This window comes from Micromonospora maris AB-18-032 (assembly GCF_000204155.1).
GTDB classification, from domain to species: Bacteria; Actinomycetota; Actinomycetes; order Mycobacteriales; family Micromonosporaceae; genus Micromonospora; species Micromonospora gifhornensis.
In genome coordinates, this window is the sequence record NC_015434.1 from 551,477 (window position 1) to 574,738 (window position 23,262).

The following is a 23,262-nucleotide window of genomic DNA, read 5'->3' on the forward strand; positions in this document are numbered from 1 at the left end:
GCTACCGGCTGGCGGCGGTGGTCAGGTCGCCGAGGACGGCCGCGGCCAGGGCCCGCTTGTCGACCTTGCCGACGTTCGTCAGCGGCAACGCCTCGACGACCTCCAACCGGTCCGGCAGCTTGTAGTCGGCCAGGCCCCGGTCGCGCAGCAGCTTGCGTAGCTCCACCAGGCTGGGCGCCGGGTCGTCGGCGACGATGACCGCGCAGGTCTTCTCGCCGAGCCGCCGGTCGGGGAACGGGACGACCGCCGCCGCCCGGACCCGCTCGTGGGCCAGCAGGTGCCCCTCGACCTCGTCGGCCATCACCTTCTCGCCACCCCGGTTGATGACGTCCTTGATCCGCCCGGAGATGACCAGGCGGCCCTCGGCGTCGAACCGGGCCAGGTCGCCGGTGCGCAGGAAACCGTCGGGGGTGAAGACCGTCCGGTTGTGCTCGGGTACGGCGTAGTAGCCGCGCAGCACGCACGGCCCGCGCGCCAGCAACTCGCCGACCTCGCCGGGCGCGACGGGCTCGCCGGCCTCGTCGACGATGAGCAGTTCGTCGTCGGCACACATCGGCGTGCCCTGGGTGGTGGCCGCGGCCTCGTCACCGTCGCCAGGACGGGTGAAGCAGAGCATCCCCTCGGCCATGCCGAACCAGTGGGTGAGCGTGGCACCCAGGGCCGGACGGACCGCGCGGGCCAGGTCGGGTTGCAGCACCGCCCCGCCGACCTCGATGACCAGATCGGACAGGTTCACCTCGAACATGTCGGCGGTCTCGACCCACAGCGACAGCACGGCCGGCATGACCGTGGTGAGGGTGACCCGCTCCTGGGTGATCAGCGGGAAGACCTCGTCCGGGCTGGGGCTGGCGGCCAGCACCGCCCGGCCGCCGACGCGCAGCGCGCCGAGCACGCCGGGGCAGCCGAGGGCGGCGTTGTGTGCGACAGGTACCGCGGCGAGGTAGGCGTGCCGGTGGTCGAACGACATCGCCTCGGCGGTGGCGCGCAGCTGGAAGGCGTAGTCGTCGTGGGTCCGGGGGATCAGCTTCGGCAACCCGGTCGTCCCACCGGAGAGCAGGAAGAACGCCACGTCCTGCGGGTCGGGGCGGGGCAGTTCCCGGGCCGGGGCGCGCACCTGCGACCAGGCCAGGAACGGCCCGGGATCGCCGACCACAAGTACGTGTTGCAGCGTGGGGCAGGCGTCGCGTACCTCCTGCGCCACCGTGCGGTGGTCCACGCCGGGTGTCCGGTCGCTGGTCACCAGGGCGACGGCCCCGACGTACTGGGTCAGGTAGGTCAGCTCGGCCCGACGGTGGGCCGGCAGGGCCAGCACCGGCAGCGCGCCCAGGCGGAACAGCGCCACGCAGGTGACCAGGAACTCGACGGTGTTGGGCAGCTGCACGACCACCCCGTCGCCGGGGCGTACGCCCAGCTCGAACAGGCCCGCGGCCAACTCGTCGGCACGGGCGTCGAGTTCGCCGTAGGTGTGCCGGCCGTGGCGGGTGACCACGGCGGTACGCCCCGGGTCACGAGCCTCGTCGGCCCAGTCGGCCCAGGGGCGCAGCAGGTCACCGAGCACCTCACCGCGCCAGTAACCGGCCTCGCGGTATCGGGCGGCGAACTCCGCCGGCCAGGGGGTGAAGCCTTCACGAACAGCCACGGGGCCTCCCGTACGCCGATCACCGGCGGAGCCGGCCATGGGTATCCGTACGCACCGTATCGACGCTCCAGAAGACACACAAGGGTCTGTGCAAAGACGATGCTTGTATTTCCGAGATACGAGTACTCCACTACCGTGGAACACGAGTGCGGGACCGAGAGAGGACGGCCACGATGCGGGTACGTGTGGACTTTGACAGCTGCGACAGCAACGGCCTCTGCGCGCTCGCCGCGCCGACGGTCTTCGAGGTACGCGACGACGACTACCTCTACGTGCTCCAGGAGAACCCGCCGCAGGAGCTGTGGGACGAGGTGACGCAGGCCGCCACCGCCTGTCCGAAGCTCGCCATCACGCTGGAGGACCAGTGACGGCGCAGGACCGCGAACCGGTAGTCGTCGCGGCGGTCCGTACCCCCATCGGCAAGCGCGGCGGCGCGCTGGCCGGGCTGAAGGGCGTCGAGCTGCTCCGGCACGTGCTGGCCGCGGTCATCGACGCCGCAGGCGTCACGCCCGACGTGGTGGAGCAGGTGGTGGGCGGCTGCGTCACCCAGGCGGGCGAGCAGAGTCTGAACGTCACCCGTAACGCGTGGCTGAGCACCGGCTGGGATCCCGCGGTCGGCTGCACGACTGTGGACGTCTCCTGCGGCTCGGCCCAGCAGGCCAACCACCTGGTCGCCGCGCTGATCGGCAGTGGCGCGATCGACGTGGGTATCGCCTGCGGGGTGGAGTCGATGAGCCGGGTGCCGATCGGCGTCAACCTCTACAACGGACCGGGTCACTACAAGACCGCCGACTACCCGTGGGACGACCCGCCGAAGGCGCAGTTCGGCGGTGCCGAGCGGATCGCCGCCCGACAGGGGCTCACCCGCGCCGACGTCGACGCGTACGGGGTGCTCTCCCAGCAGCGCGCGGCGGCGGCCTGGGCGGCCGGGCATTTCGACCGTGAGGTGGTCGGCATCGACGCGCCGGGCGACGGCGAGGACGCCGGCAGTCGCCGGGTCGACCGGGACGAGGGGCTGCGCGAAACCACCCTGGAGGGGCTGGCCAAGCTCGCGCCGAACGTGCCCGACGGGGTGCACACCGCCGGCACCACCTCCCAGGTCTCCGACGGCGCGTCGGCGATCCTGTGGATGTCCCGCGCCCGGGCCCGGGCGCTGGGACTGCGGCCCCGGGCGCGGATGCTCACCCAGGTGGTCACCGGAGCCGACCCCTACTACCTGCTCGACGGGCCGGTGGTGGCGACCGGCCGGGCGCTGGAGCGGGCCGGCATGACACTTGCCGACCTCGACCTGGTCGAGGTCAACGAGGCGTTCGCGGGGGTGGTGCTCAACTGGGCCCAGCAGTACGACAGCGACCTGGAGCGGGTCAACGTCAACGGCGGGGCGATCGCGCTGGGCCATCCGCTCGGCTCCAGCGGCACCCGACTGCTGGTCACCGCGCTGCACGAGTTGGAACGCCGGGACGCGCAGACCGCGCTTGTCACCATGTGCTGCGGGGGTTCGCTGGGCACCGCGACGATCCTGGCCCGGGTGTGACGTGCGGCGCGAGGAGTTCTACCGGGAGGCCCGCGACGACCTCGACGGTCCCCTGCACGGCCTGACCGTGCTGGACGTGACGAAGGTGTGGTCCGGTCCGTTGGCCACCGGTCTGCTGGCCGACATGGGTGCGGACGTGATCCGGGTCGAGTTGCCCTACGGACGCGACGGCGAGGTGCCGCCGGAGATTCCCGGCACGGGCCTGTCCTGGTTCCGCGAGACGGTGAACCGGAACAAGCGCAGTGTCGGGCTGGACCTGCGGCAGCCCGCCGACCGGGAGGCGTTCCTGCAACTGGTCCGCGACGCGGACCTGGTGGTGGAGAACTACAAGCCCGGCACCCTCGACGAGTGGGGTGTCGGCTACCCCGACTGCCGCAGAGTCCGGCCGGACATCGTGTTCGTCTCCATCACCGGCTGGGGACAGTACGGCCCGGACATCGACCGGCCGGCGTACGACCCGGTGGTCCAGGCGGCGAGCGGCTGGATGGCGCTCAACGGAGACCCCGCGGGACGCCCGGTCCGCGCGCCCACCTTCCTCGCCGACGAACTGGCCGGACTGCACGCGGCCGTCGGCGCGCTGGCCGCCCTGACGCACCGGGACCGCACCGGTGAGGGTCAGCACGTCGACGTGGCCATGCTCGACAGCCTGCTGGCCAGCAGTTGTGGCCTGTTGACGCTTGCCGCGACCGGCGCGCCGCCGGCCCGGTGGGGCAACCAGACCGACTTCGCGGTCCCGTCGAACGTCTACCGCTGCCTCGACGGGGAGGTCTATCTGTCCGTCGCCCTGGACAAACACTGGCGGGCGTTGGCGGAGACGCTGGGCCGTCCGGAGCTGGCCCGGGCGCCCGGCTACGGGCGAGGCGCCCAGCGCCGGCAGAACCGGGTCGAGGTCGACGGCCTGGTGGCGCAGTGGTGCGGCAGCCGTACGGTCGACGAGGTCATGGCGGCGTTCCGCGCCGCACACCTGGTGGCCGAGCGGGTACGCACGTTCAGCGAGGTCGCGGCCGACCCGCAGGTGTCGGCGCGGGACATGCTTCAGCCCACGGTGCTGCACAACGGCACCGTCGCGCCGCTGACCGGCCCGGCGGTGAAGTTCTCCCGCACGCCGACCCGGATCCGCCGGGGTGCGCCGGCGGCCGGCGCGGACAGCCGTGACGTGCTGCGGGACGCCGTTACGCAGCCCGACGGTGCATAGGGTCCCATAGTATCTGCGTGCGTTTTGCGTGTGTCCTGCTGCTTCTATTGATGTCAGGCGCAAGATGCTTCAACATAGGAGTACGAGATACGAGTTCCCGTCGCCGATCGGGGGTACCCGGCGTGGGTGCGACGGGCAGAGGAGGCGTCTGTGAGCGAGCGACCGCTGGCACTGGTGACCGGCGCCTCACGAGGCATCGGCCGCGCGGTGGCCGTCCGGCTCGCCGAGCAGGGCTACGGTGTCGCCTGCTGCTACAGCAGGCCGAGCGAAGCCGCCGAGAAGACCGAGGCTGCGGTCGCCGCGACCGGGGTGCCGAGCTACTTCGCCCCCTGCGACGTCGCCGACGACGCGGCGGTGGACGCGTTCATCGCCGAGGCGGAAGGGCGACTGGGCCCGATCGGCCGGCTGGTCAACAACGCCGGCATCACCCGGGACAGCCCGCTGGTGCTGGCCCGCCGCCCCGACTGGGAGGCGGTCCTCGACATCAACCTCGGTGGCACCTGGAACTTCTGCCGGGCCATGTCCTTCCGGTTCATGAAGCGGCGCGCCGGTGTCATCGTCAACCTCTCCTCGATCGCCGGCATCCGCGGCAACGTCGGCCAGACCGCGTACGCGGCCAGCAAGGCGGGCATCATCGGGCTGAGCCGTTCGCTGGCCAAGGAGTTGGCCCCCTACGGCGTACGGGTCAACGTGGTCGCCCCCGGGTTCATCGAGACCGACATGACCGACGCGCTGGACGCCAAGGCCCGGGAGCGGGCCCTGGGCATGATCGGCCTGCGCCGCTTCGGTCGCCCCGAGGACGTCGCGGGGATTGTCGACTTCCTCCTCTCCGACCAGGCCGACTACGTCACCGGCCAGGTGTTCCAGGTGGACGGGGGGATGACCCTGTGACCGCGGCGACGGCAACGCCGGTCTGGCGGCCCGCTGCCCCGGTCGGCTTCGCCGCCCCGCTGCCCGCCGTCGACCTGATCCGGGTGGCGGCGGTCGACGACGGCTGGACGGTCAGCGCCCGGGTCGTGGTCGACTCCGAGTCCCCGAACCTGGCCGGTCACTTCCCCGGTCAGCCGATCTATCCGGGGGTGTTCGTGGTCGAGACCCTGTGCCAGGCGATGGCGCAGGCCGTCCCCGGCGCGCCCCGGCTGCGTACGGTCACCTCGGTCCGGTTCCTCGCGGCGCTGCTCGGCGGCGACGAGATGACGCTCGACCTCGACGTGCGACCGACGCCGCCGGCCGGCTGGGCGGTACGCGGCACCGCCCGGCGCCTCGACGGCACGGTCACCGCCCAGCTCCGCGCCGTCTTCGACGCCGGAGCCGGCGCGTGAACGCCGCCGAGATCCGGGCCGTCCTGCCCCAGCGTCATCCGCTGCTGCTCGTCGACCGGGTGACCAGCATGCAACCCGGTGACGTCATCGAGACGGTGAAGGCGATCACCGCCACCGAGCCGTGCTACGCCCATCTCGGCGACGACGCCACCGCCGAGGACTACGCCTATCCGGCCTCGCTGCTCATCGAGTCCTTCGGGCAGAGCGCCGCGCTGCTGTGGCTGGCCGGCACCACCGGGTCGGATCGACTCACCGATGACGCCCTGCTGCTGTTCGTGGGCGCTCGGGAGTACACAGTCGAGGGCCGGGCGTACCCGGGCGACGTCGTCCGGCACGTCGTACGCCTGGAACGGGTCGTCGCCGACACCGCCTTCGCCACCGGCGAGAGCTGGGTCGGCCAGCGGCGCATCGCCACCGTCGGCTCGCTGATGGCCGCCCGCCGCCCTCGCTCCGCAGTCGCCGAACCGGCGGCCGGCCCGACCGGCGCGGGCGTCGACCGCACCATCCCCGCTAACACCAGTGCCCAAGGAGGCCGACATGTCCGGTGAAAACGAGCGGTACGAGCAGCTCCGGGAGATCATCGCCGAGGTGTTGGAGATCGAGACCGACGAGCTGACCGACACCGGGGACTTCGCCGAGGAGTACCAGGCGGACTCGCTGCGGGCCATCGAGATCCTGGCCCGCATCGACAAGGAGTTCAAGGTGGAGATCCCGCAGTCGGAGCTGCCCGAGCTGCGCAACCTCAAGGCCACCTACGAGGCCGTCGCCCGGCACGCCGGCTGGCAGGACTGACACCGTGCGGCGTGTGGTCGTGACCGGCCTCGGCCCGGTGTCGAGCATCGGAACGGGGGTGACGGCGTTCGGTGCGGCCCTGCGGGCGGGCCGCTCCGGCATCTCCCAGATCACCAGCTTCGACCCGTCCGGGTTCCCGTACCGCAACGGCGGTGAGGTCCGCGACTTCGACCCCGCCGCCTGGCTGCACCGGCTGCCCACCGATCGGTGGGGCCGGTCCAGCCAGTTCGCGGCCGCCGCCGCACGGCTCGCCGCGGAGGACGCCAAACTGGACCTCGACGCGGTGGACCGGACCCGGGCGCACGCCGTGATCGGCACCACCAGCGGCGAGTCCGTCGTCCTGGAGGCGCTCACGGCACGCCTGGTCGAGGCGGGCTTCGACGCGGTACCACCGCAGCTCGTCGAGCAACTGCCCGCCGGGCGGTTGGCGCACGCGGTAAGCGAGGAGTTGGGCCTGCGCGGCGACTCGCTGACCCTCGCCACCGCCTGCTCCGCCAGCAACTACGCCATCGGGTACGCCTACGACCTGCTCGTCTCCGGCGAGTCGGACGTGGTGTTCGCCGGTGGGGCCGACTCCGTCTGCCGGTGGGCGCACGCCGGGTTCTACCGGCTGGGCGCGCTCACCGAGCACGCCTGCGCGCCGTTCGACCGGGACCGCTCCGGCATCATCACCGGCGAGGGCGGCGCGGTGCTGGCGCTGGAGACGTGGGAGCACGCCGAGGCGCGTGGCGCGCACGTCTACGCGGAGGTGCTCGGCTACGGCCTGAACTGCGACGCCAACCATCCGGTGGCCCCGGACCGGGACAGCATCGCCGAGTGCATCCGCATCGCCCACCGCAACGCCGGAGTCACCCCGGAGCAGGTCGACTACATCTGCGCCCACGGCACCGGCACCCCGGCCAACGACCTGGTCGAGGCGCAGGCCGTGCTGGAGGTGTTCGGCGCGAACCCGCCGCCGATCAGCTCGATCAAGTCGATGATCGGGCACACCATGGGGGCGGCCAGCGGGTTCGGTGCGATCGCCTCCGCGCTCGCCATCGAACAGGGCTTCCTGCCACCCACCATCAACTGGTCGCACCCGGACCCGCAGTTGACCGGCATCGACCCGGTGCCGAACGAGGCCCGGCCGGCCACCGTCCGGCTGGTGCAGAACAACGGGTTCGCCTTCGGCGGGAACAACGCGATCGTGCTGCTGGGAGCTGCCCGATGACCGCACTGACAATCAACGGCCTCGCGGCGCTGAGCGCCGCCGGTGACCGGCCGGAGGCGCTCGCGGAACGGGCCACCGCCCTCGCCGGGGACATCCACCCGGGGGTACCCGTCGGCGGGATCGTCACCGAGGAGTTGCCCCGCCCCGAGGGCCACGCCCTGCTCGACTTCGACGTACGGGCCCGGCTCGGCCGGCGCGGCACCAGCTTCTACGACCGGGCCACCGCCCTGGCCGTGGTGGCCTGCGGCGACGCCCTCACCGACAGCGGGCTGACGGTGGACGACACCAACCGGGCCCGGGTCGGCGTGGTGCTGGGCACCACCGTGGGCAGCCTGAAGTCCACGAGCGACTACACCCGCGAAACCCTGGTGCAGGAGAAGCCGTATCTGGTCAACCCGATGCTGTTTCCCAACACGGTGATGAACTGCGCGGCCGGGCAGGCGGCCATCCGACACGGGCTCAAGGGCATCAACGCCACGGTCACCGGCGGGCCGCTGGCCTTCTTCAACGCGCTGCGGTACGCCGGCAACGCCATCCGTCGCGGCTACGTCGACACCATGCTGGTCGGCGCGGTGGAGGAGTTCTCGGCACACCGGGCCTGGGCGTCCGCGTCCGGCCCGACCGGTGGCGAGGTCCCGGCCGGCGAGGGTGCCGCGGTGTTCGTGATCGGCGGCGGGGCCGACTCGGTCGGGCGCACCACGATCTGCGCCGTGACCACCGGTTACGGCCCCGACGGTACGGCGGAGCAGGCCCTCACCGACTGTGTCGCGCGGGCCCTGCACGTGGCCGGTGCCGCGCCGACCGACGTCACGCTGCTGGCCACCAGCGAAACCCGCACCGCGGGCACCCGCCCGCAGCGCGCCGCCGCCCTGCGGGCGCTCGACGGGCACGTACCGGCCGAGTTCGTCCTCAGCCGGGTGGCGGGGGACTGTGGGGCCGCCACCCCGGCTCTCGCCCTGGCGGCCGTGCTGCGCCTGCCCGCCGACGGCGACCGGTCCGGCCTGATCCTGCTCACCGCCCACGGCACCGACGGCGGCGTTGGTGCCGCCCTGGTCCGGCGGTAGCCGATGGCCACGCTGATCGCGGCGAGCAGCCTGCGTACGTGTCTCGGCGACGGCGCGGGCACCTTCGCCGCGTTGCTGGACGGACGCAGCGGGGTGGGCCCGCTGCGGCACCCATTGACCGGGCAGCTCAACGTGACGGCCGGCTACCAGATCGACGAACCCGCCCCGGACGTCGCGCTGCGGGCCGGCACCTGGCTGCGCGAGTGTGTCGACGAGGCGCTGACCCGGTCCGCCGTCGACCCGGCGCGGAGCCGGGTGGTGGCGCTCGTCGGCACCGGGTTGCGGGAACTCGCCGCGGTGGAGGAGTTGGCGTTCAGCGGAACCGCCACCAACCCGTCCCGCCTGCACTTCGGTCCGGCCGTCCGGGACGCTGCACCGGGCCTGGCCGAGGTGGTGACCATCGCCAACGCGTGCAGCGCGGGCGGGCACGCCCTCGCGCTCGCCCAGGATCTGATCGAGACCGGTGAAGCCGACGCGGTCGTCGTCGGCGCGGCCGACACGATGACCGCCTCGATGCTCGCGATGATCGGCAAGGTCACCCCGGAACCGACCACCCAGGTCCGCCCCTTCGACCGCGACCGCACCGGGGTGCTGCTCGGCGAGGGCGCCGCCGCGCTCGTCCTGGTCGGCGAGGACTGGACCGGACCGGCAGTGGGCCGACTGCTCGCCACCGGACTGTCCTGCGACGCCGTGCACGAGACCGCCCCCGATGTGGACGGCATCGGCCGGGCGATGCACGACGCCTGGTCGCGGGCCGAACGCGACCCGGACGAGGTGAACCTGGTGGTGGCCCACGGCACCGGCACGGCCCTGAACGACCCCACAGAATGCGTCGCGTTGCAGCGCTGCCTGCCTCGACCCGCAGCGCCGCTGGTCACCGCCGTCAAGGGGGCCATCGGCCACCTGTCGGGTGCCGCCGCGCTGGCCAACCTCGACGTGGCGCTGCGCTGCCTGGCCAGCGGCACGGTCCCGCCGGTGGTCGGGCTGGCGAACCCCCTGCCGGAGGGGGACGGGCTCACCTTCGTCCGGGACGCCCGCACCCAGCGGGACGTCACCCTGGCCCAGGTCAACGCCTTCGGCTTCGGCGGCGTGAACGCGGTGACACTGGTGGAAGCGCCGTGACCAGCATGCCGGCCCCACCGGTCACCGCCGTGGCCGTCACCTCGTACAGCGTCCACCTGCCCGCCGACGACCGCTTCGACACGGCCGTCGCGGACCTGCCGCCGGTGGAGCCCGGCTGCCCGGCCGACCGCGCGCACACCCTGCTCGGCCGCAAAGGGCTGCTGTACAAGGAACCCGCCACCCGACTCGCCCTGTGTGCCGTGCACCGCGCCCTGGGCCTGCCCGACGGCGTACGCCCCGCCAACGCGCTCGATCCCCGTACCGCGGTGGTGGCCGCGAGCAACCTCGGCAACGTCGCCACGGTGGTGGACGTGACCCGCGCCGTCGCCAAGGAGGGCAGCCGGGGGGTCAGCCCGATGGCGGCACCGAACGCCTCCAGCAACGTCATCGCCAGCAGCATCGCGTTGTGGTTCCGCTTCGGCGGCCCGAACCTGATGGTCTGCTCCGGCGAGACCGCCGGGCTGGACGCGCTGGCTCTGGGTGCCCTCCTGCTGCGGGCCGGCCGGGCCGACCGGGTGCTGGTCGTCGGCGCGGAACCCGACGACGAGACCGCCGTCGCGGTACGCCGTGGCCCCGCCGCCGACTCCACCACGCCGCCGCTGCGTGCCGGTGCCGCCTGCGTGGTGCTGGAACCCGTCACCCGGGCCGCCGCCCCGCTGGCCACCGTGACGGTCGGGCCGACGCTGAGCCGACGCGTACCCCCGCCGACCCGGATCGTGGTCGGTCCCGGCCACCTGGACCCCGCTGCGGCCTGGGGTGACTGCTACGGCGCCCAGGGAGTGCTGCAGACCGCGCTCGCCGCGCAGCTCGTCGCCGAGGGCGCGGACGGCGTCGCGGTGCTCTGCGGCGGTGACGACGACGGGTGGCGTACCGCCCTGCTGACCCCCGGGAGGCGGCCGTGACCACACCGGCCGTGACCACACCGGCCGTACGTCAGCTGCGCCCACCCACGCCGGGCGGCCCGCTCGTGGCCTTCGTGCACGGGCTGGAGGACTCCTGGGAGAGTTGGCTGCCGCTGTGCAACGTGCTGCCCGAGTGGACCCCGGTCGCCCTCGACCTGCCGTGGCGGCCCGGTAACGACTACCTGTGGCGTCGTCGCCCCTCGCCCGCCTGGCTCGCCGACGGTCTCGACCTGCTGGGTCGGCGTCCCGACCTCGTCGTGGCCCACTCCTTCGGCGCGAACGCCCTGCTCGAACTGCTCTGCGCCGGTGACCGGCGGGTGCCGGAGACCGTCATCCTGATCTGTCCGCTGTACCGGCCGCCGGACGTCGCCGTGACCTGGCGGGTCTTCGAACGGGCACGGCGCTCCTTCGAGCAGCACATCCACGACTCGCTGCGCAGCCGCCTCGGTCCGCGGTTGCGGAACATGGACGCCGAGGTGGTGGAGCGGATGATCGCCAAGGCGGTCGACCGGGTCGGCCCCTCCGGATTCCTGGCCGTGTTCGACCAGTTCTGCGCCAGCGCGTCCCTGCGGCTGGACCAGGTGACGGCCCGGGTGCTGGTGCTCGCCGGCGGCTCCGATCCGACCCTGTCCCCGGCCGCCGCGCGGATCCTCGCCGACGGCATGCCGCACGCGGTGCTGTCGGTCGGCGACAGCTACGACCACTTCTGCTACGCCCGCCAGCCGGAGGATGTCGCGTCCCGCCTGCGGGCCTTCGTCGACGTGGCATCCGTCGTCAGCGGTCATCCCGAAGGAGTAGCCACGTGACCACCCTCGTCCCGCCCACGCCCGTCCCGAGCGTCCTGGTCGGCCGACCGCGCTACGAAGGCGCCAACATCCGCACCTGGATCGGCTTCAAACACTTCATGTACCTGGTGGAGGAGGCGGTCCTGCAGTGGCTGCGCGACCAGGGCCACGGTGCCCGTGAGCTGTTCCACCAGTACGGCCTCGGCACCGAGATCGTCGACTGCTCGGTGCAGCTGCCCGCCGTGCTGGAGGTCGACGACGAGGTACGCGCAGAGGTGGTCGCCGGCACCGGGAAGCGGCTGCGGGTGCAGATGTCGGTCCACCGCGACGGCCAGGACGTCGTGGTGCTGCGCGGACACGTCACGGTCGCGCTGATCCCCGAGACCGACGCACCGACGCACCGGACCGCCCCGGACACCCTCGCCGCCTGGGAGGCCGCCGAACTCGGGGAGGCGACCGGACTGCGCTCGGAGCGCACGCTGCCGGCCGGTGCCGACCTCGCGTCCACGTTGGCACCGGCCGGCTCGGGAGCCTTCCTGTGGTCCTGGCGGGCACCGTACTTCTACTGCCACTTCTCCGACCGGGTGCAGCATTCCGGCTACGTGCGCGCCCTGGAGGAGGTCGTCGACCGGTTCCTCGCCGACCGGGGCATCTCGGTGGGGCGCATGCTGCGCGAACGCGCGTGGATCCCGGTGGTCTCCCGGGCCCGGGTACGCCTGGCCGAACCGGCCCACATGGAGGAGACGGTGCACACCGTCTTCCAGGTCGACGACGTGCTGCGGGAGATGATGTTCAGCGGCCGGATGGACTGCTGGGTCCAGCGGGACGACCGGCTGATCCAGGTGGCGTCGGCGACCATCCTGCACGGCTACGCGATCAGCCGGGGACCGGACGCCGGTCAGCTCGCCCGGCTCGACCCGGAGGTCTGCGCGATCCTCACCGGGAGCCCGTCGTGACCCGCGCGCCCGCCCGCCCCCGGCTGTTCTTCTCCTTCCGCAGCCCGTACAGCTGGTTGACGATCCGGCGGTTGCGCGCCGCGGTGCCGACGGCGTTCGCGGAGCTGGACTGGTTCCCCTACTGGGATCCGGATCCGCGGACCGGCGAGGCGCTCGCCGCGCGCGGCGCGGAGTTCCACTACGTGCAGATGAGTCGGGCCAAGCACCTCTACCTGCTGATGGACACCAAACGACTGGTGCAGCACGAGGGTGTGCCGATGGCGTGGCCGATCGACGTCGACCCGCACTGGGAGGTGCCGCACCTGGGCTGGCTGGCGGCCCGCCGCGCCGGTCGGGCGGAGCTGTTCTACGACGAGGTGGTCGCCGCCCGCTGGGAACGGGGCGAGAACATCTGCGACCCCGAGGTGGTGGCCGGCTGCGCCGAGCGGGCCGGCCTGGACCCGGCCGTGATCCTCGGCGCGGTCGACGATCCGCAGCTACGGGCCGAGGGGGTGGACTGTCTCGAACGTGCCTACCTCGACGACGTCTTCGGAATTCCGTACCTGAAATGGGGCCGGCACCGGTTCTGGGGGCTGGACCGGCTGGACGGCTTCCTGGAGCTGTGGCGGCCGGACGCCGCCGCCACCGTCCCGGCCACCGTCGCGGCGCCGGCGCCGGCCACGGTGGGGCTTCCCGACCGGGCGGAGGCGATCGTGGCCGCCGGCGGATACGACACCGACACGACGGGTGGATGCGGATGATGTTCCCTCCTGACACAGCGGCTCTGCGGCGACAGCGGATGGAGCAGTTGGCCGCCACGCTGCGGCTGTTCGCGGAACTCGGCTACGACGAGGGGGCGGGCGGACACATCACCGCCCGCGACCCCGAGCGGCCCGACTGCTTCTGGATCAACCCGTTCGGCATGTACTTCGGTCACGTCCGGGTCAGCGACCTGCTGCTTGTCGACGCCGACGGCAAGGTGCTGGGCGGCAAGGGCCGGATCAACCCGGCCGGCTTCGTCATCCACTCGGCGGTGCACGCCGCCCGCCCCGACGTCATCTGCGCGGTGCACACCCACTCGGTGTACGGGCGGGCGTTCTCCACCCTGGGTCGGCTGCTCGACCCGATCACCCAGGACGCCTGCGCCTTCTACGGCGACCACGCCCTCTTCGACGACTACACAGGCGTGGTGCTCGACTCCGAGGAGGGCAAGCGGATCGCCACCGCGCTGGGCGCCGGCAAGGCCGCCATCCTGCAGAACCACGGCCTGTTGACCGTCGGCGGGTCGGTGGCGGAGGCGGCCTGGTGGTTCGTCGCCATGGAACGGTCCTGCCAGGTGCAGCTCGCCGCCGAGGCGGCCGGCAAGCCGATCCTCATCGACCACGAGGACGCCGAGCGCACTCGTGAGGTGATCGGCTCACCCGGCATCGGCCGGTACAACTTCAAGCCGCTCTACGAGGGTGTCCTGCGCCGCCACCCGGATCTGCTGGACTGACGATGCCGTCTCCTCACGACCCGCCCGCGCTGCTCGCCGCCCGGATCACCGCCACCCCGGACGCACCGGCGCTGGCCGACGAGGGCGGGGTGCTCACCTGGGCGCACCTGGGGGAGCGAGTGAACCGGTGGCGGGCGCTGCTCGCCAGCACCGGCGTCAGCTCCGGTGACGCGGTGGCGCTGATGCTCGGCAACCGCCGGGAGGCGCTGGAAGCGCTGTTGGCCTGCCTGCACGCCGGGATCACCGTGGTGCCGGTGAACTGGCACCTCACCGCGCCGGAGGTCGCCTACCTGTTGACCGACGCCGACACCCGACTGCTCGTCGTCGACCCGCCGCGCGCCGAGGTGGGTGCCAAGGCGGCGGCCGACGCGGGCACGGTCACCGCGCTTGTCACCGGCGACGAGGTCGCGTACGGCCTGGCGGCGGTCGAGCCGCTGCTCGCCGCGATCGACCCGTCCGCCGCCCCCGCCGAGCAGGAGTGCGGGCAGCTGATGATCTACACGTCGGGCACGACCGGTCGACCCAAGGGCGTGCTCAACGGTCTGTTCGTCACCGGGGCACCGTGGGCCCGGGCCACCCGCCTGCTGGAGTACGCCACCGGGACGCTCGGCGTACCCACCGACGGGCGGGTGCTGCTGGTCGGGCCGTGGTACCACTCCGCGCAACTGTTCTTCGCGCTGCTGCCCCTGCTCAACGGCGCGACCCTGGTCGTCCGGGAGCGTTTCGACCCCGCCGGGATGCTGTCCACGATGGACGCCGAACGGATCACCGAGTGCCATCTCGTGCCGACCCAGTTCGTCCGCCTGCTCCGCCTCGACCCGGCCGTCCGAGCCGGGTTCTCCGGGGCCAGCCTGCGCCGAATCTGGCACGGCGGTGGTCCGTGCCCGCCGGACGTCAAACGCCGCATGATCGAGTGGTGGGGCCCGGTGCTTGTCGAGTACTACGCGGCCACCGAGGGGGGAGTGGTCACCCTCATCGACTCGGCCGACTGGCTCACCCACCCGGGCAGCGTGGGCCGGGCGGTGCCGCCGAACCGGATCCTCGTCGTCGACGACGACGGCCGTGAGCTCGGCCCGTACCAGCCGGGCCGGATCTTCATCCGCCGACCCGGCCGGGGTTTCCGCTACCACAACGCCGCGGAGAAGACCCGCGCCGCGCATCTCGCGCCCGGCGTCTTCACCTACGGCGAGATGGGTCACCTCGACGACGACGGCTACCTGTACCTCACCGGCCGCGCCCAGAACATGATCGTTTCGGGGGGCGTGAACGTCTACCCGGCCGAGATCGAGCAGGTGCTGCTGCAACACCCGGACGTACGCGACGCCGTCGTGCTCGGCGTGCCCGACGAGGAGTACGGCGAGCGGGTGGCCGCGGTCGTGGAGTGGGAACCGGGCGGCCGGCAGCTGCCCTGGTCGGCGCTTGACGCCCACTGTCGACAACACCTGGCCGGTTTCAAGGTGCCGCGCTGCTGGCGGTCGGTCGACGCCATCCCCCGCGAGCCGACCGGCAAGCTCCGCCTCGACCAGTTGCGCACGCTCTGCGGAGACGACCGATGGGAGCGATGAGCCAGATGCCCGTGACGCGTACGACCCCCACCGCGGACATCGCCCACCCGGCGACATACGCCCTCGGCGTGCCGCACGCCGAGTTCGAGCGGCGTCGCCGCGAGGAGCCGGTCGGATGGGTGCCGGAGCCGGCGCTGTGGCGGCACAGCTCGGCCGGCCGGATGCAGCAGCAGGGCCCCGGATTCTGGGCGGTGACGACCCACGACGCGGTCATGGAGGTGTCCCGGCAACCCCAGGTGTTCTCCTCCGCGCTGCGCGGGGCGTTCCTGCACGACCCGCGTACCCCTGCCGACCTGGACTTCATGCGCCAGCTGCTGGTGAACATGGACGCCCCGCAGCACGTACGGATCCGGCGCATCGTCAGCTCGGTGTTCACCCCGCGCGCCGTACGCGCGCTCGCCGACACCGTCACCCGGCACGCCCAGGACCTCGTCGAGGCGGTACGTCAGCGGGACAACTTCGACGCGGTCACCGACCTGGCAGCGGAACTGCCCCTGCTGGTGCTCGCCGACCTGCTGGGCCTGCCGCACGGCGACCGGCACCTGCTGTACCGCTGGAGCAACAACCTGGTCGGCTTCGACGACCCGGAGTACGGCGGCGGTGACGTCGAGGTCTACCGGCAGACGTTCGCGGAGGCGTTCCAGTACGCCCTGGCCGTGGCCGTACGGCGCCGGGCCGCTCCGCGCGACGACCTGATCAGCCTGCTCGCCACCGCGGAGGTCGACGGGCGGCGGCTGACCGACCGGGAGTTCTGCCAGTTCTGGCTGCTGCTGGTGGTCGCCGGCAACGAGACCACCCGCCATCTGATCTCCAACTCCCTGCACCTGCTGCTGCACGACGAGCAGCTGCGCGGCCGCTGGCTGGGCAGCCCGCTGCCCACCGCCACCGCCGTCGACGAGTTCCTCCGGGTGGTCACCCCGATCATGCAGTTCCGCCGGACCGCCACCCAGGACACGACCCTCGCCGGCACGAGGATCGCCGAGGGCGACAAGGTCGTCATGTTCTACGTCTCCGCCAACCGGGACGCCGCGGTCTTCGCCGACCCCCACCGGGTGGACCTGGAGCGGGCCCCCAACCCGCATCTCAGCTTCGGGGTGGGCCCGCACTTCTGCCTGGGCGCCCACCTCGCGCGGATGGAGATGGCCGCGTTGCTCGACGCCATCGCCCCGCACCTTCCCCGACTTGCCGCCACGGGCCCGGTCGTCCGACTGGAGTCCAACTTTGTCAATGGCATCAAGTCGATGCCTGTGGGCTGGACCTGAGACCCAGGGCCAGGCCGCCGGAAAGGAGAAAGCGATGTCCCTCAACGAACGGCTGCGCGAGTACAAGGCCCGCCAGGAGGCGGGTGAGGTACCACCCATCACGTCGGCCCACCTTGAGGTGATCTACCGGGAGGCGGAGGCTCTGGCCGCCTCGGGTGCCGAGGACCGGGTGCTGAAGGTGGGAGATCCGTTCCCGTCCTTCGAGCTGCCCGACGAGAACGGCGACGTCGTCTCCTCCGCCGACCTGCTGTCCCGGGGGCCGCTCGCGGTCGTCTTCTACCGGGGCATCTGGTGCGACTACTGCAACTTCGAGCTGGAGGCGTTGGAGGAGGTCTACCCGCAGATCCGGGAGCTCGGCGCGGAACTGGTGGCGGTCTCGCCGGTCACCATGCCCAACCTGCGGGCCGCCATCCGGCGCAACAAGATCTCGTACCGGATCCTCAGCGACCGGGGTAACACCTACGCCGCGCGATTCAACCTGACCTACACGATGAACCAGGCCCTGCTCGACGTGTGGGGCAGCTTCGGCATGGACTTCTCGCAGATCAACGGCGACGACAGCAACCGCATGACCATGCCCGGGGTGTTCCTCGCCGACACCGACGGCGTGCTGCGCTTCGCCTCGGCGTACGCCCGGCACTGGGAGCGGACGGAGCCGGCCGACCTGATCGCGGCCATCGAACGGCTGAGCCCGCAGAACGCCGCCCGGTCCTGACCAACGGCACCGGTCGCGTCGCCACCCGTCGCCGGGTGGCGACGCGACCGGGTGTGGAGGGGGAAACATGCATCTGAACGTGTTCACCGAATGCTCGCCGTCGCCGCAGTTCGTCGGCATGTGGCGAGCTCCCGGCGACGCCACCGGCACCGGCTACCGGTCGTTGGACTACTGGGCCGCGATCGCCCGACGGCTTGAGGCGGCCTGCGTCGACGCGCTGTTCTTCGCCGACATCCACGGCACCTACGACGTGTACCAGGGGTCGTGGGCGACCGCGGTCCGGCACGCGGTGCAGATTCCCTCGATCGACCCGGTGCCGGTCGTCGCCGCGGCGGCGATGGCCACCACCGACCTCGGCTTCGCGGTCACCTACTCCACCACCTACCACCAGCCGTACGAGTGCGCCCGGCTGTTCTCCACGCTCGACCACCTCACCCGGGGGCGGATCGGCTGGAACATCGTCACCTCGTACCTACGCTCGGCCACCGACAACGGGCTCGGTGAATATCTGGACCACGACCTGCGTTACGACCGGGCCGACGAGTACATGGAGGTGGTCCGCGCACTCTGGGAGCGCAGTTGGGACGACGGCGCGGTGGTCCGCGACGTCGACGGGGACGTCTTCACCGACCCGTCCCGGGTACGCGCCATCGACCACCAGGGTGAGTGGTTCACCGTACGCGGCCCGCATCAGTGCGAGCCGTCGCCGCAGCGCACGCCGGTGTTGTACCAGGCGGGCGCGTCGGGGCGGGGCATGGCCTTCGCCGCCCGGCACGCCGAGGTGATCTTCCTGACCATGGCCGACCCGCAGAGCGGCGCGGAGACGGTCGGGCGGCTGCGCCGGCGGGTGGCCGACGCGGGGCGTGACCCGCGGAGTGTGCGCGCACTCCAGGGCACCATGGTGATGGTCGGCGCCGACCGCGCCGATGCGAAACGCAAGGCCGCGCAGTACCACGAGCTGTGGAGCCCGGAGGGGCAGCTGGCGAAGTGGTGCGGCTGGATGGACATCGATCTGGCCGCGTACCCGGACGACACTCCGGTCGACGAGGTGAAGAACCAGGGCAGCCAATCGTTCCTGGGCTTCCTGCGCGGGCTGAGCCCGGAGCGGTCGTGGACCATCGGCGACGTGCGGTACCTGGTCTCCCGCCCGCGTCGGGCCCGTCGGGACGCGCCGATGACGCTGTTCGGCACGGCCGAGGAGATCGCCGACCGGATGGAGCAGTGGCTGGAGGTCGCCGACGTGGACGGCTTCAACCTGATCCCGTGCAGCCCTTCGGACGGCCTCGGCGACATCTGCGATCTGCTCATCCCCGAACTGCAACGCCGTGGCATGTTCCGCACCGCCTACCGCAAGGGCGAAACCCTGCGGCAGCGGTACTTCGGACCGGACGCCTGACCGTCCGCACGCGGACGGCGTAGTGACACTTTACGCGTATGTTGAAGTGTCTTGTTGGGTGGCGAGTGTCGTTGCTAGTGTTCCGAAGTATTCGACCCGTCGCTGAAAAGGATGTCCGGGCATGGGTAGGAAACCAGTCGTAGGCCCACGGATGACGGCCGAGATCGAAGGCGATTTCGCCGTCTTCATGACGGGCATGCGGATCAACAACTTTTTCAAGGTCAACCGCTGGCTGCCGACCTTCTGGTCGATGGGTGGCGTGTTGAAGGCCATGTTCGCCGATCAGGAGGCGACCGGCGCTCTGCACGCGCACGCCTACTGGGGCAACCGGGGCGCGGTCATGATCGCCTATTTCCGCAGCATCGAGCACCTCGAACGGTTCGCCAACAACCGCGAGCTGGCGCACTCCAAGGCACTTCAGGACTACTTCCGGCGGATGAAGGACAACAACGTCGTCGGCATCTGGCACGAGTCCTACGTGGTCCGCAACGGCGAGTACGAGGCCGTCTACAACCACATGCCGGAGGCGACGGGCCTCGCCGCGGCCGGTGAGTGTGTGCCGGTCAACCGCCGGGGCAACAGCGCGTCCGCCCGTCGGGCCACCGGAGCGCGGACCGCCGCCGAGGCAGCTGCCGGCTCGGGCCGCGACGTGGAGCCGGTGGCACCGGTGGTGGACGAGATATTCCCCGCGGTCGCCGCCGACCGCGTCGCCTGACGCTCCCGGTCCGGCCGGGACACCGGCCGGACCCACCGCGGCCGCTCAGTCGAGCAGGTCGCGCAGCCGCTCGACGAGGCGCAACCGGTCCCGGTGCGCGCGGGCCAGCGGGGTCACGTTGAGGGTGGTCACTCCCGCCTCCCGGTACGCGGCCAGCCGCTCGGCCACCCAGGACGCGGGCCCGATCAGGCAGGTGCCTGCCACCAGTTCCTCGGGCACCGCCTCGGCCGCCGCGTCCCGACGCCCGGCCAGGTACAACTCCTGTACGGTGCGGGCGGCCTCGCCGAACCCGTACCGCTGGGCGAGGGTGTTGTAGAAGTTGGCACCCACCGCGCCCATGCCACCGAGGTAGAGCGCCAACTCCTGCCGGGCCAGCCGGCGCAGCCCGGTGACGTCGTCGCCGATCGCCAGCAGGGCGTTGACGCTCACGTCAAGCGGCCCGAGCGAGGGGTCCCGCCGCTGGGCGCCACGGGCCAGGCTCTCGCCCCACACCGCGGCGGACCGTTCGGGATGGAAGAAGGCCGGCTGCCAGCCCTCCGCCAACTCCGCGGCCAGTTCGACGTTGCGGGGCCCGATGGCGGCGAGGGTGATCGGGATCCGTTCCCGGACCGGTTTGTTGATCAGCTTGAGTGGGCGACCCAGGCCGGTGCCCTGCCCCTCGGGCAGCGGAATGCGGTAGTGGGTGCCCTGGTGGACCAGCTTCTCCCGGCGCCAGACCCGTCGGCAGACCTCGATCACCTCACGGGTGCGGGCCAGGGGCGCGTCGAACGGTACGCCGTGGAACCCCTCGATGACCTGTGGGCCGGAGGTGCCGAGGCCTAGTGTGAACCGCCCCGACGAGACGTGGTCGAGCCCGGCGGCAGTGGTGGCGATCAGAGTCGGGGTACGCGTGTACAGCTGCATCACCCCGGAGGCGATGCCCAACCGCCGGGTCCGCCCGGCGATGAAGCCCAACTGGCTGACGGCGTCGAACGTGTACAGCTCGGCCACCAGCACCAGGTCCAGTCCGGCCTGTTCGAAGTCGACCAGCTCGTCGGCGATGTCGACGATGCCGGCGCGATAGTTGAGGGGCATGCCCAGCCGCATCGGCGACGCTCCAGTGATCGTATGTGATCGTATGTGCAAGTCTTCTTACGTCATCCCGCCGGTCCACCACAAGACGCAAGCGCCCTTACCGGGCCGGGAGCAGCCCAGGTGTCAGGCGGCCGAGGGGGTACGACACCTGGCCGACTGCATCCTCGTCTTTACGGGTATTTATGAGCCTTCCCTAGTGTCTCTGGCGAGGATGTGGTTTCCTCAACGAGTGCTCTGCCGCGCGGAAGGTAGGCCGACGTGACGCAAGCCAAATCCCTGTCGAGGCTCGACATCCCTGATTTCCGGGCGCTGGCGGGACGGGTGCCCGGGACCTCGCTGATCGAGGTCTCCCGCAACAGCCACGTCTATCGGTGCGGAACACGTGACGACCACGTCTACGTGGTGGAGCGTGGCCAGGTCAAAACGCAGATGGTGGCCGCGAGCGGCAAACGCTGCCTGCTCTCGGTGCACGTGATGGGTGACATGTTCGGCGAGATCGCCCTGCTCGGACAGGGGCGGCTGGAGTCGGCGATCGCGCTGACCCGGACGGTGCTGCTGCGGATCCCGGCAGTACGGGCCGCCGCCGTGCTGGCCGCCGAAGGCTCAGGCGACCTGCTCGCCCGTCACCTCGGCAACCGGCTGCGCCACCAGCAGCAGGTGGTGGCGGAGATGGTGACGTTGCCGAGCGAGCTGCGTCTGGCGTACCGCCTGCTGGACCTGGCCGAGCGCTTCGGTCTGCGCGGTCCGGCCGGCACTCGGGTGGACATCGCCTTCACCCAGGAGGATCTGTCCGAGATGGTCGGCACCACGCGAACCCGGATCGGTCAGTTCCTCAAGCGGTTCCGTGAACTGGAATTGGTCGAGTTCACCCCTCGATCGCATCTGACCGTGCACGAGGAGCGCCTTTCCTCGTGGGTTTCCAGACATACGCATTGACTGCTCATTAGTGAGCAGACCGCCGAGCCGGCAACAGTAGAGGATGCCTCTCAAGGAACCCCACTTCTGAGGGAGGTCAGTATGAAGAAGCTTGTCGTTCGCAAGCTGGAGCCGATCAAGACCAGCGCCAACGCGGACTGCGTGCCCGCGATCGCCTGACACAAGGGTTCATGATCGGCGGGGATCGGTGTGAGTGATCGCTCCGGTCCCCGCCGAGCGCCGTTCGCACGCGGAAGTGGAAGGAATCGCCCCATGGCCGTCAACACGGCTGAGTCCGTCGTCACCGTCCGCCCGTTCGTCTCGACCGTCGACGGCTCGGACGTCATCATCGGCGACACCGACCGCAAGGTCTATCTCGCCATTCCGGCCGAGGGGCTGGACATCCTGAACGCGCTCGCCGAGGGGCGGACCATCGCCGAGACCGCCCGCATCTACGAGCGCAAGCACGGCGAGCCGGTGGACGTCGAGGACTTCGTCGCCGTACTGGCCGACGAGGGTTTCGTCACCCGAGGCGGCGAGCCGGAGGCCGCCACCGAACCGGCCCACCAGCACGCGCACCGCACGGTCAAGCGGTGGAGCTTCGACTGGATCCCGCCGGCCACCGCGCGCCGGCTCACCGGTCCCGCCGTGATCCTGCCCGGCCTCGCGGTCATCCTCACCGCCGTCGCGCTGGTGATCACCGATCCAGGCCTGATTCCGGGCCCGCGGGTGCTGCTGTTCGAAGGCGGGAACTTCGCGATCCTCACCGTGGTCAGCGTGACGCTGGCGATGATCGGGCTGTCGCTGCACGAACTCGCGCACGCACTGGCGGCCCGCTCGGTGGGCGTGTCGGCGACTCTCGGCATCAGCAACCTCATGTACGTCCTGGTCGCGCAGACGGATATCAGCGGCATCTGGATGGCGTCCAAGCGCGCGCGGTACAAGGCATTCCTCGCCGGGTTCTTCGTCGACGCGTTCTTCGGTTCCCTGCTCGTCGCATTCCTTTTCGCCACCCGACGCAACCTCATCGACGTGCCGAACTGGGCGAGTCTGCTCGCCAGCGCGGCGCTGCTCACCTTCCTGGTGCGCATCGGCTTCCAGTTCTTCTTCTACCTGCGCACCGACGTCTACTACGTGATCGCGACCGCGCTGAACTGTCGCAACCTGATGTCGGACACCGAGCGGTTCCTGTCCAACGGGATCAAGCGGCTGACCTTCCGTCGGCACAAGGTGATCTCGCAGGCCGGCATCCCGCGCCGCGAGATGCGTAAGATCCGGGCGTACGCGGCGGTGTGGGTGTTCGGTCGGGTCTTCGGGCTGGTCGCCCTGATCTTCACCATCCTGCCCATGCTGTGGGTCTACCTGGAGCAGTTCGTGCTGCTGGCACTGGGTGAGCCGACCCGGTTCTCGTCGGCCGACTTCGCCACGGTCGCGGTGCTGGCCGCGCTGCTCAACGGCGGCGGACTGGCGATGTGGGGCCGCAACCTGTGGCGCGGCTGGCGCCGTCGGCGGGTGGAGGATGCTCGGACGCTCGCCCGGCAGGCCGCAGCTGCCGGCTGAACGTCCCGACGGACGCCGGGCCCCCGCGTGGGGGCCCGGCGTTTCGGCGTTCGTGCCCTGGGACG

The 23,262-nt window shown here is 71.5% G+C and carries 24 protein-coding genes; 22 read left to right on the forward strand and 2 right to left on the reverse strand.

The window, feature by feature from the left end:
• Position 1: 1 nt before the first annotated feature.
• Positions 2 to 1,678, reverse strand: a complete 1,677-nt coding sequence (locus tag VAB18032_RS02610; RefSeq protein WP_013731221.1) for a (2,3-dihydroxybenzoyl)adenylate synthase — start codon at positions 1,676 to 1,678, stop codon at positions 2 to 4.
• Between the two features lie 134 nt (positions 1,679 to 1,812).
• On the opposite strand from VAB18032_RS02610, the gene VAB18032_RS02615 reads away from it, so the two are divergent.
• From VAB18032_RS02615 to VAB18032_RS02710, 20 genes are all read left to right on the forward strand, one after another.
• Positions 1,813 to 2,007, forward strand: coding sequence for a ferredoxin (locus tag VAB18032_RS02615; protein WP_013731222.1), 195 nt, complete (start codon positions 1,813 to 1,815; stop codon positions 2,005 to 2,007).
• Positions 2,004 to 3,173 (forward strand): steroid 3-ketoacyl-CoA thiolase, encoded by a 1,170-nt coding sequence (locus VAB18032_RS02620; RefSeq protein WP_013731223.1) that lies wholly within the window; start codon positions 2,004 to 2,006, stop codon positions 3,171 to 3,173. The genes VAB18032_RS02615 and VAB18032_RS02620 overlap by 4 nt, the downstream gene beginning before the upstream one ends.
• Position 3,174: 1 nt before the next feature.
• Positions 3,175 to 4,368, forward strand: a complete 1,194-nt coding sequence (locus VAB18032_RS02625; protein ID WP_013731224.1) for a CaiB/BaiF CoA transferase family protein — start codon at positions 3,175 to 3,177, stop codon at positions 4,366 to 4,368.
• A 150-nt stretch (positions 4,369 to 4,518) separates the two neighbouring features.
• Positions 4,519 to 5,259 (forward strand): 3-oxoacyl-ACP reductase FabG, encoded by a 741-nt coding sequence (gene fabG / locus VAB18032_RS02630; protein ID WP_013731225.1) that lies wholly within the window; start codon positions 4,519 to 4,521, stop codon positions 5,257 to 5,259.
• Positions 5,256 to 5,690 (forward strand): ApeI family dehydratase, encoded by a 435-nt coding sequence (locus tag VAB18032_RS02635; RefSeq protein WP_013731226.1) that lies wholly within the window; start codon positions 5,256 to 5,258, stop codon positions 5,688 to 5,690. Before fabG ends, VAB18032_RS02635 begins: the two co-directional genes overlap by 4 nt.
• The gene (locus VAB18032_RS02640) at positions 5,687 to 6,238 is read left to right on the forward strand and encodes a 3-hydroxyacyl-ACP dehydratase FabZ family protein (protein ID WP_013731227.1); all 552 of its coding nucleotides are present in this window, start codon (positions 5,687 to 5,689) and stop codon (positions 6,236 to 6,238) included. The genes VAB18032_RS02635 and VAB18032_RS02640 overlap by 4 nt, the downstream gene beginning before the upstream one ends.
• The gene (locus VAB18032_RS02645) at positions 6,228 to 6,482 is read left to right on the forward strand and encodes an acyl carrier protein (protein WP_013731228.1); all 255 of its coding nucleotides are present in this window, start codon (positions 6,228 to 6,230) and stop codon (positions 6,480 to 6,482) included. Before VAB18032_RS02640 ends, VAB18032_RS02645 begins: the two co-directional genes overlap by 11 nt.
• 4 nt (positions 6,483 to 6,486) lie before the next feature.
• A complete protein-coding gene (locus VAB18032_RS02650) occupies positions 6,487 to 7,692 on the forward strand; it encodes a beta-ketoacyl-[acyl-carrier-protein] synthase family protein (RefSeq protein WP_013731229.1) in 1,206 nt (401 codons plus the stop codon).
• Positions 7,689 to 8,756: a beta-ketoacyl synthase N-terminal-like domain-containing protein gene (locus tag VAB18032_RS02655; protein ID WP_013731230.1), complete on the forward strand. Its 1,068-nt coding sequence runs from the start codon at positions 7,689 to 7,691 to the stop codon at positions 8,754 to 8,756. Before VAB18032_RS02650 ends, VAB18032_RS02655 begins: the two co-directional genes overlap by 4 nt.
• A gap of 3 nt (positions 8,757 to 8,759) precedes the next feature.
• Complete coding sequence (locus VAB18032_RS02660; protein ID WP_013731231.1) at positions 8,760 to 9,878, forward strand: beta-ketoacyl synthase N-terminal-like domain-containing protein; 1,119 nt, start codon at positions 8,760 to 8,762, stop codon at positions 9,876 to 9,878.
• 5 nt (positions 9,879 to 9,883) lie between these two features.
• Positions 9,884 to 10,780: a beta-ketoacyl synthase N-terminal-like domain-containing protein gene (locus tag VAB18032_RS02665; protein WP_043722764.1), complete on the forward strand. Its 897-nt coding sequence runs from the start codon at positions 9,884 to 9,886 to the stop codon at positions 10,778 to 10,780.
• Complete coding sequence (locus VAB18032_RS02670) at positions 10,777 to 11,586, forward strand: alpha/beta fold hydrolase (protein WP_013731233.1); 810 nt, start codon at positions 10,777 to 10,779, stop codon at positions 11,584 to 11,586. The genes VAB18032_RS02665 and VAB18032_RS02670 overlap by 4 nt, the downstream gene beginning before the upstream one ends.
• On the forward strand, positions 11,583 to 12,521 hold the full coding sequence (locus VAB18032_RS02675; protein WP_013731234.1) for a thioesterase family protein: 939 nt from the start codon (positions 11,583 to 11,585) through the stop codon (positions 12,519 to 12,521). Before VAB18032_RS02670 ends, VAB18032_RS02675 begins: the two co-directional genes overlap by 4 nt.
• Positions 12,518 to 13,261, forward strand: coding sequence for a 2-hydroxychromene-2-carboxylate isomerase (locus VAB18032_RS02680; RefSeq protein ID WP_013731235.1), 744 nt, complete (start codon positions 12,518 to 12,520; stop codon positions 13,259 to 13,261). Before VAB18032_RS02675 ends, VAB18032_RS02680 begins: the two co-directional genes overlap by 4 nt.
• Entirely contained in the window at positions 13,258 to 13,995 is a 738-nt protein-coding gene (locus VAB18032_RS02685; RefSeq protein ID WP_043719525.1) for a class II aldolase/adducin family protein, read from the forward strand. The genes VAB18032_RS02680 and VAB18032_RS02685 overlap by 4 nt, the downstream gene beginning before the upstream one ends.
• A 2-nt stretch (positions 13,996 to 13,997) precedes the next feature.
• Entirely contained in the window at positions 13,998 to 15,560 is a 1,563-nt protein-coding gene (locus VAB18032_RS02690; RefSeq protein ID WP_013731237.1) for an AMP-binding protein, read from the forward strand.
• Positions 15,557 to 16,822, forward strand: a complete 1,266-nt coding sequence (locus VAB18032_RS02695; protein WP_013731238.1) for a cytochrome P450 — start codon at positions 15,557 to 15,559, stop codon at positions 16,820 to 16,822. The genes VAB18032_RS02690 and VAB18032_RS02695 overlap by 4 nt, the downstream gene beginning before the upstream one ends.
• Positions 16,823 to 16,856: 34 nt before the next feature.
• On the forward strand, positions 16,857 to 17,537 hold the full coding sequence (locus VAB18032_RS02700) for a peroxiredoxin-like family protein (protein ID WP_013731239.1): 681 nt from the start codon (positions 16,857 to 16,859) through the stop codon (positions 17,535 to 17,537).
• Positions 17,538 to 17,604: 67 nt separating this feature from the next.
• The gene (locus VAB18032_RS02705) at positions 17,605 to 18,933 is read left to right on the forward strand and encodes an LLM class flavin-dependent oxidoreductase (protein ID WP_013731240.1); all 1,329 of its coding nucleotides are present in this window, start codon (positions 17,605 to 17,607) and stop codon (positions 18,931 to 18,933) included.
• A gap of 121 nt (positions 18,934 to 19,054) precedes the next feature.
• Complete coding sequence (locus tag VAB18032_RS02710; RefSeq protein WP_126711781.1) at positions 19,055 to 19,648, forward strand: monooxygenase family protein; 594 nt, start codon at positions 19,055 to 19,057, stop codon at positions 19,646 to 19,648.
• 45 nt (positions 19,649 to 19,693) lie between these two features.
• Here VAB18032_RS02710 and VAB18032_RS02715 read toward each other — a convergent pair whose 3' ends face one another.
• Complete coding sequence (locus VAB18032_RS02715) at positions 19,694 to 20,734, reverse strand: LLM class F420-dependent oxidoreductase (protein ID WP_013731242.1); 1,041 nt, start codon at positions 20,732 to 20,734, stop codon at positions 19,694 to 19,696.
• 246 nt (positions 20,735 to 20,980) lie between these two features.
• Between VAB18032_RS02715 and VAB18032_RS02720 the strand changes: the two genes are divergently transcribed.
• Positions 20,981 to 21,658 (forward strand): Crp/Fnr family transcriptional regulator, encoded by a 678-nt coding sequence (locus VAB18032_RS02720; protein WP_013731243.1) that lies wholly within the window; start codon positions 20,981 to 20,983, stop codon positions 21,656 to 21,658.
• 252 nt (positions 21,659 to 21,910) lie between these two features.
• Positions 21,911 to 23,197: a hypothetical protein gene (locus tag VAB18032_RS02725; RefSeq protein WP_013731244.1), complete on the forward strand. Its 1,287-nt coding sequence runs from the start codon at positions 21,911 to 21,913 to the stop codon at positions 23,195 to 23,197.
• Positions 23,198 to 23,262: the final 65 nt, after the last annotated feature.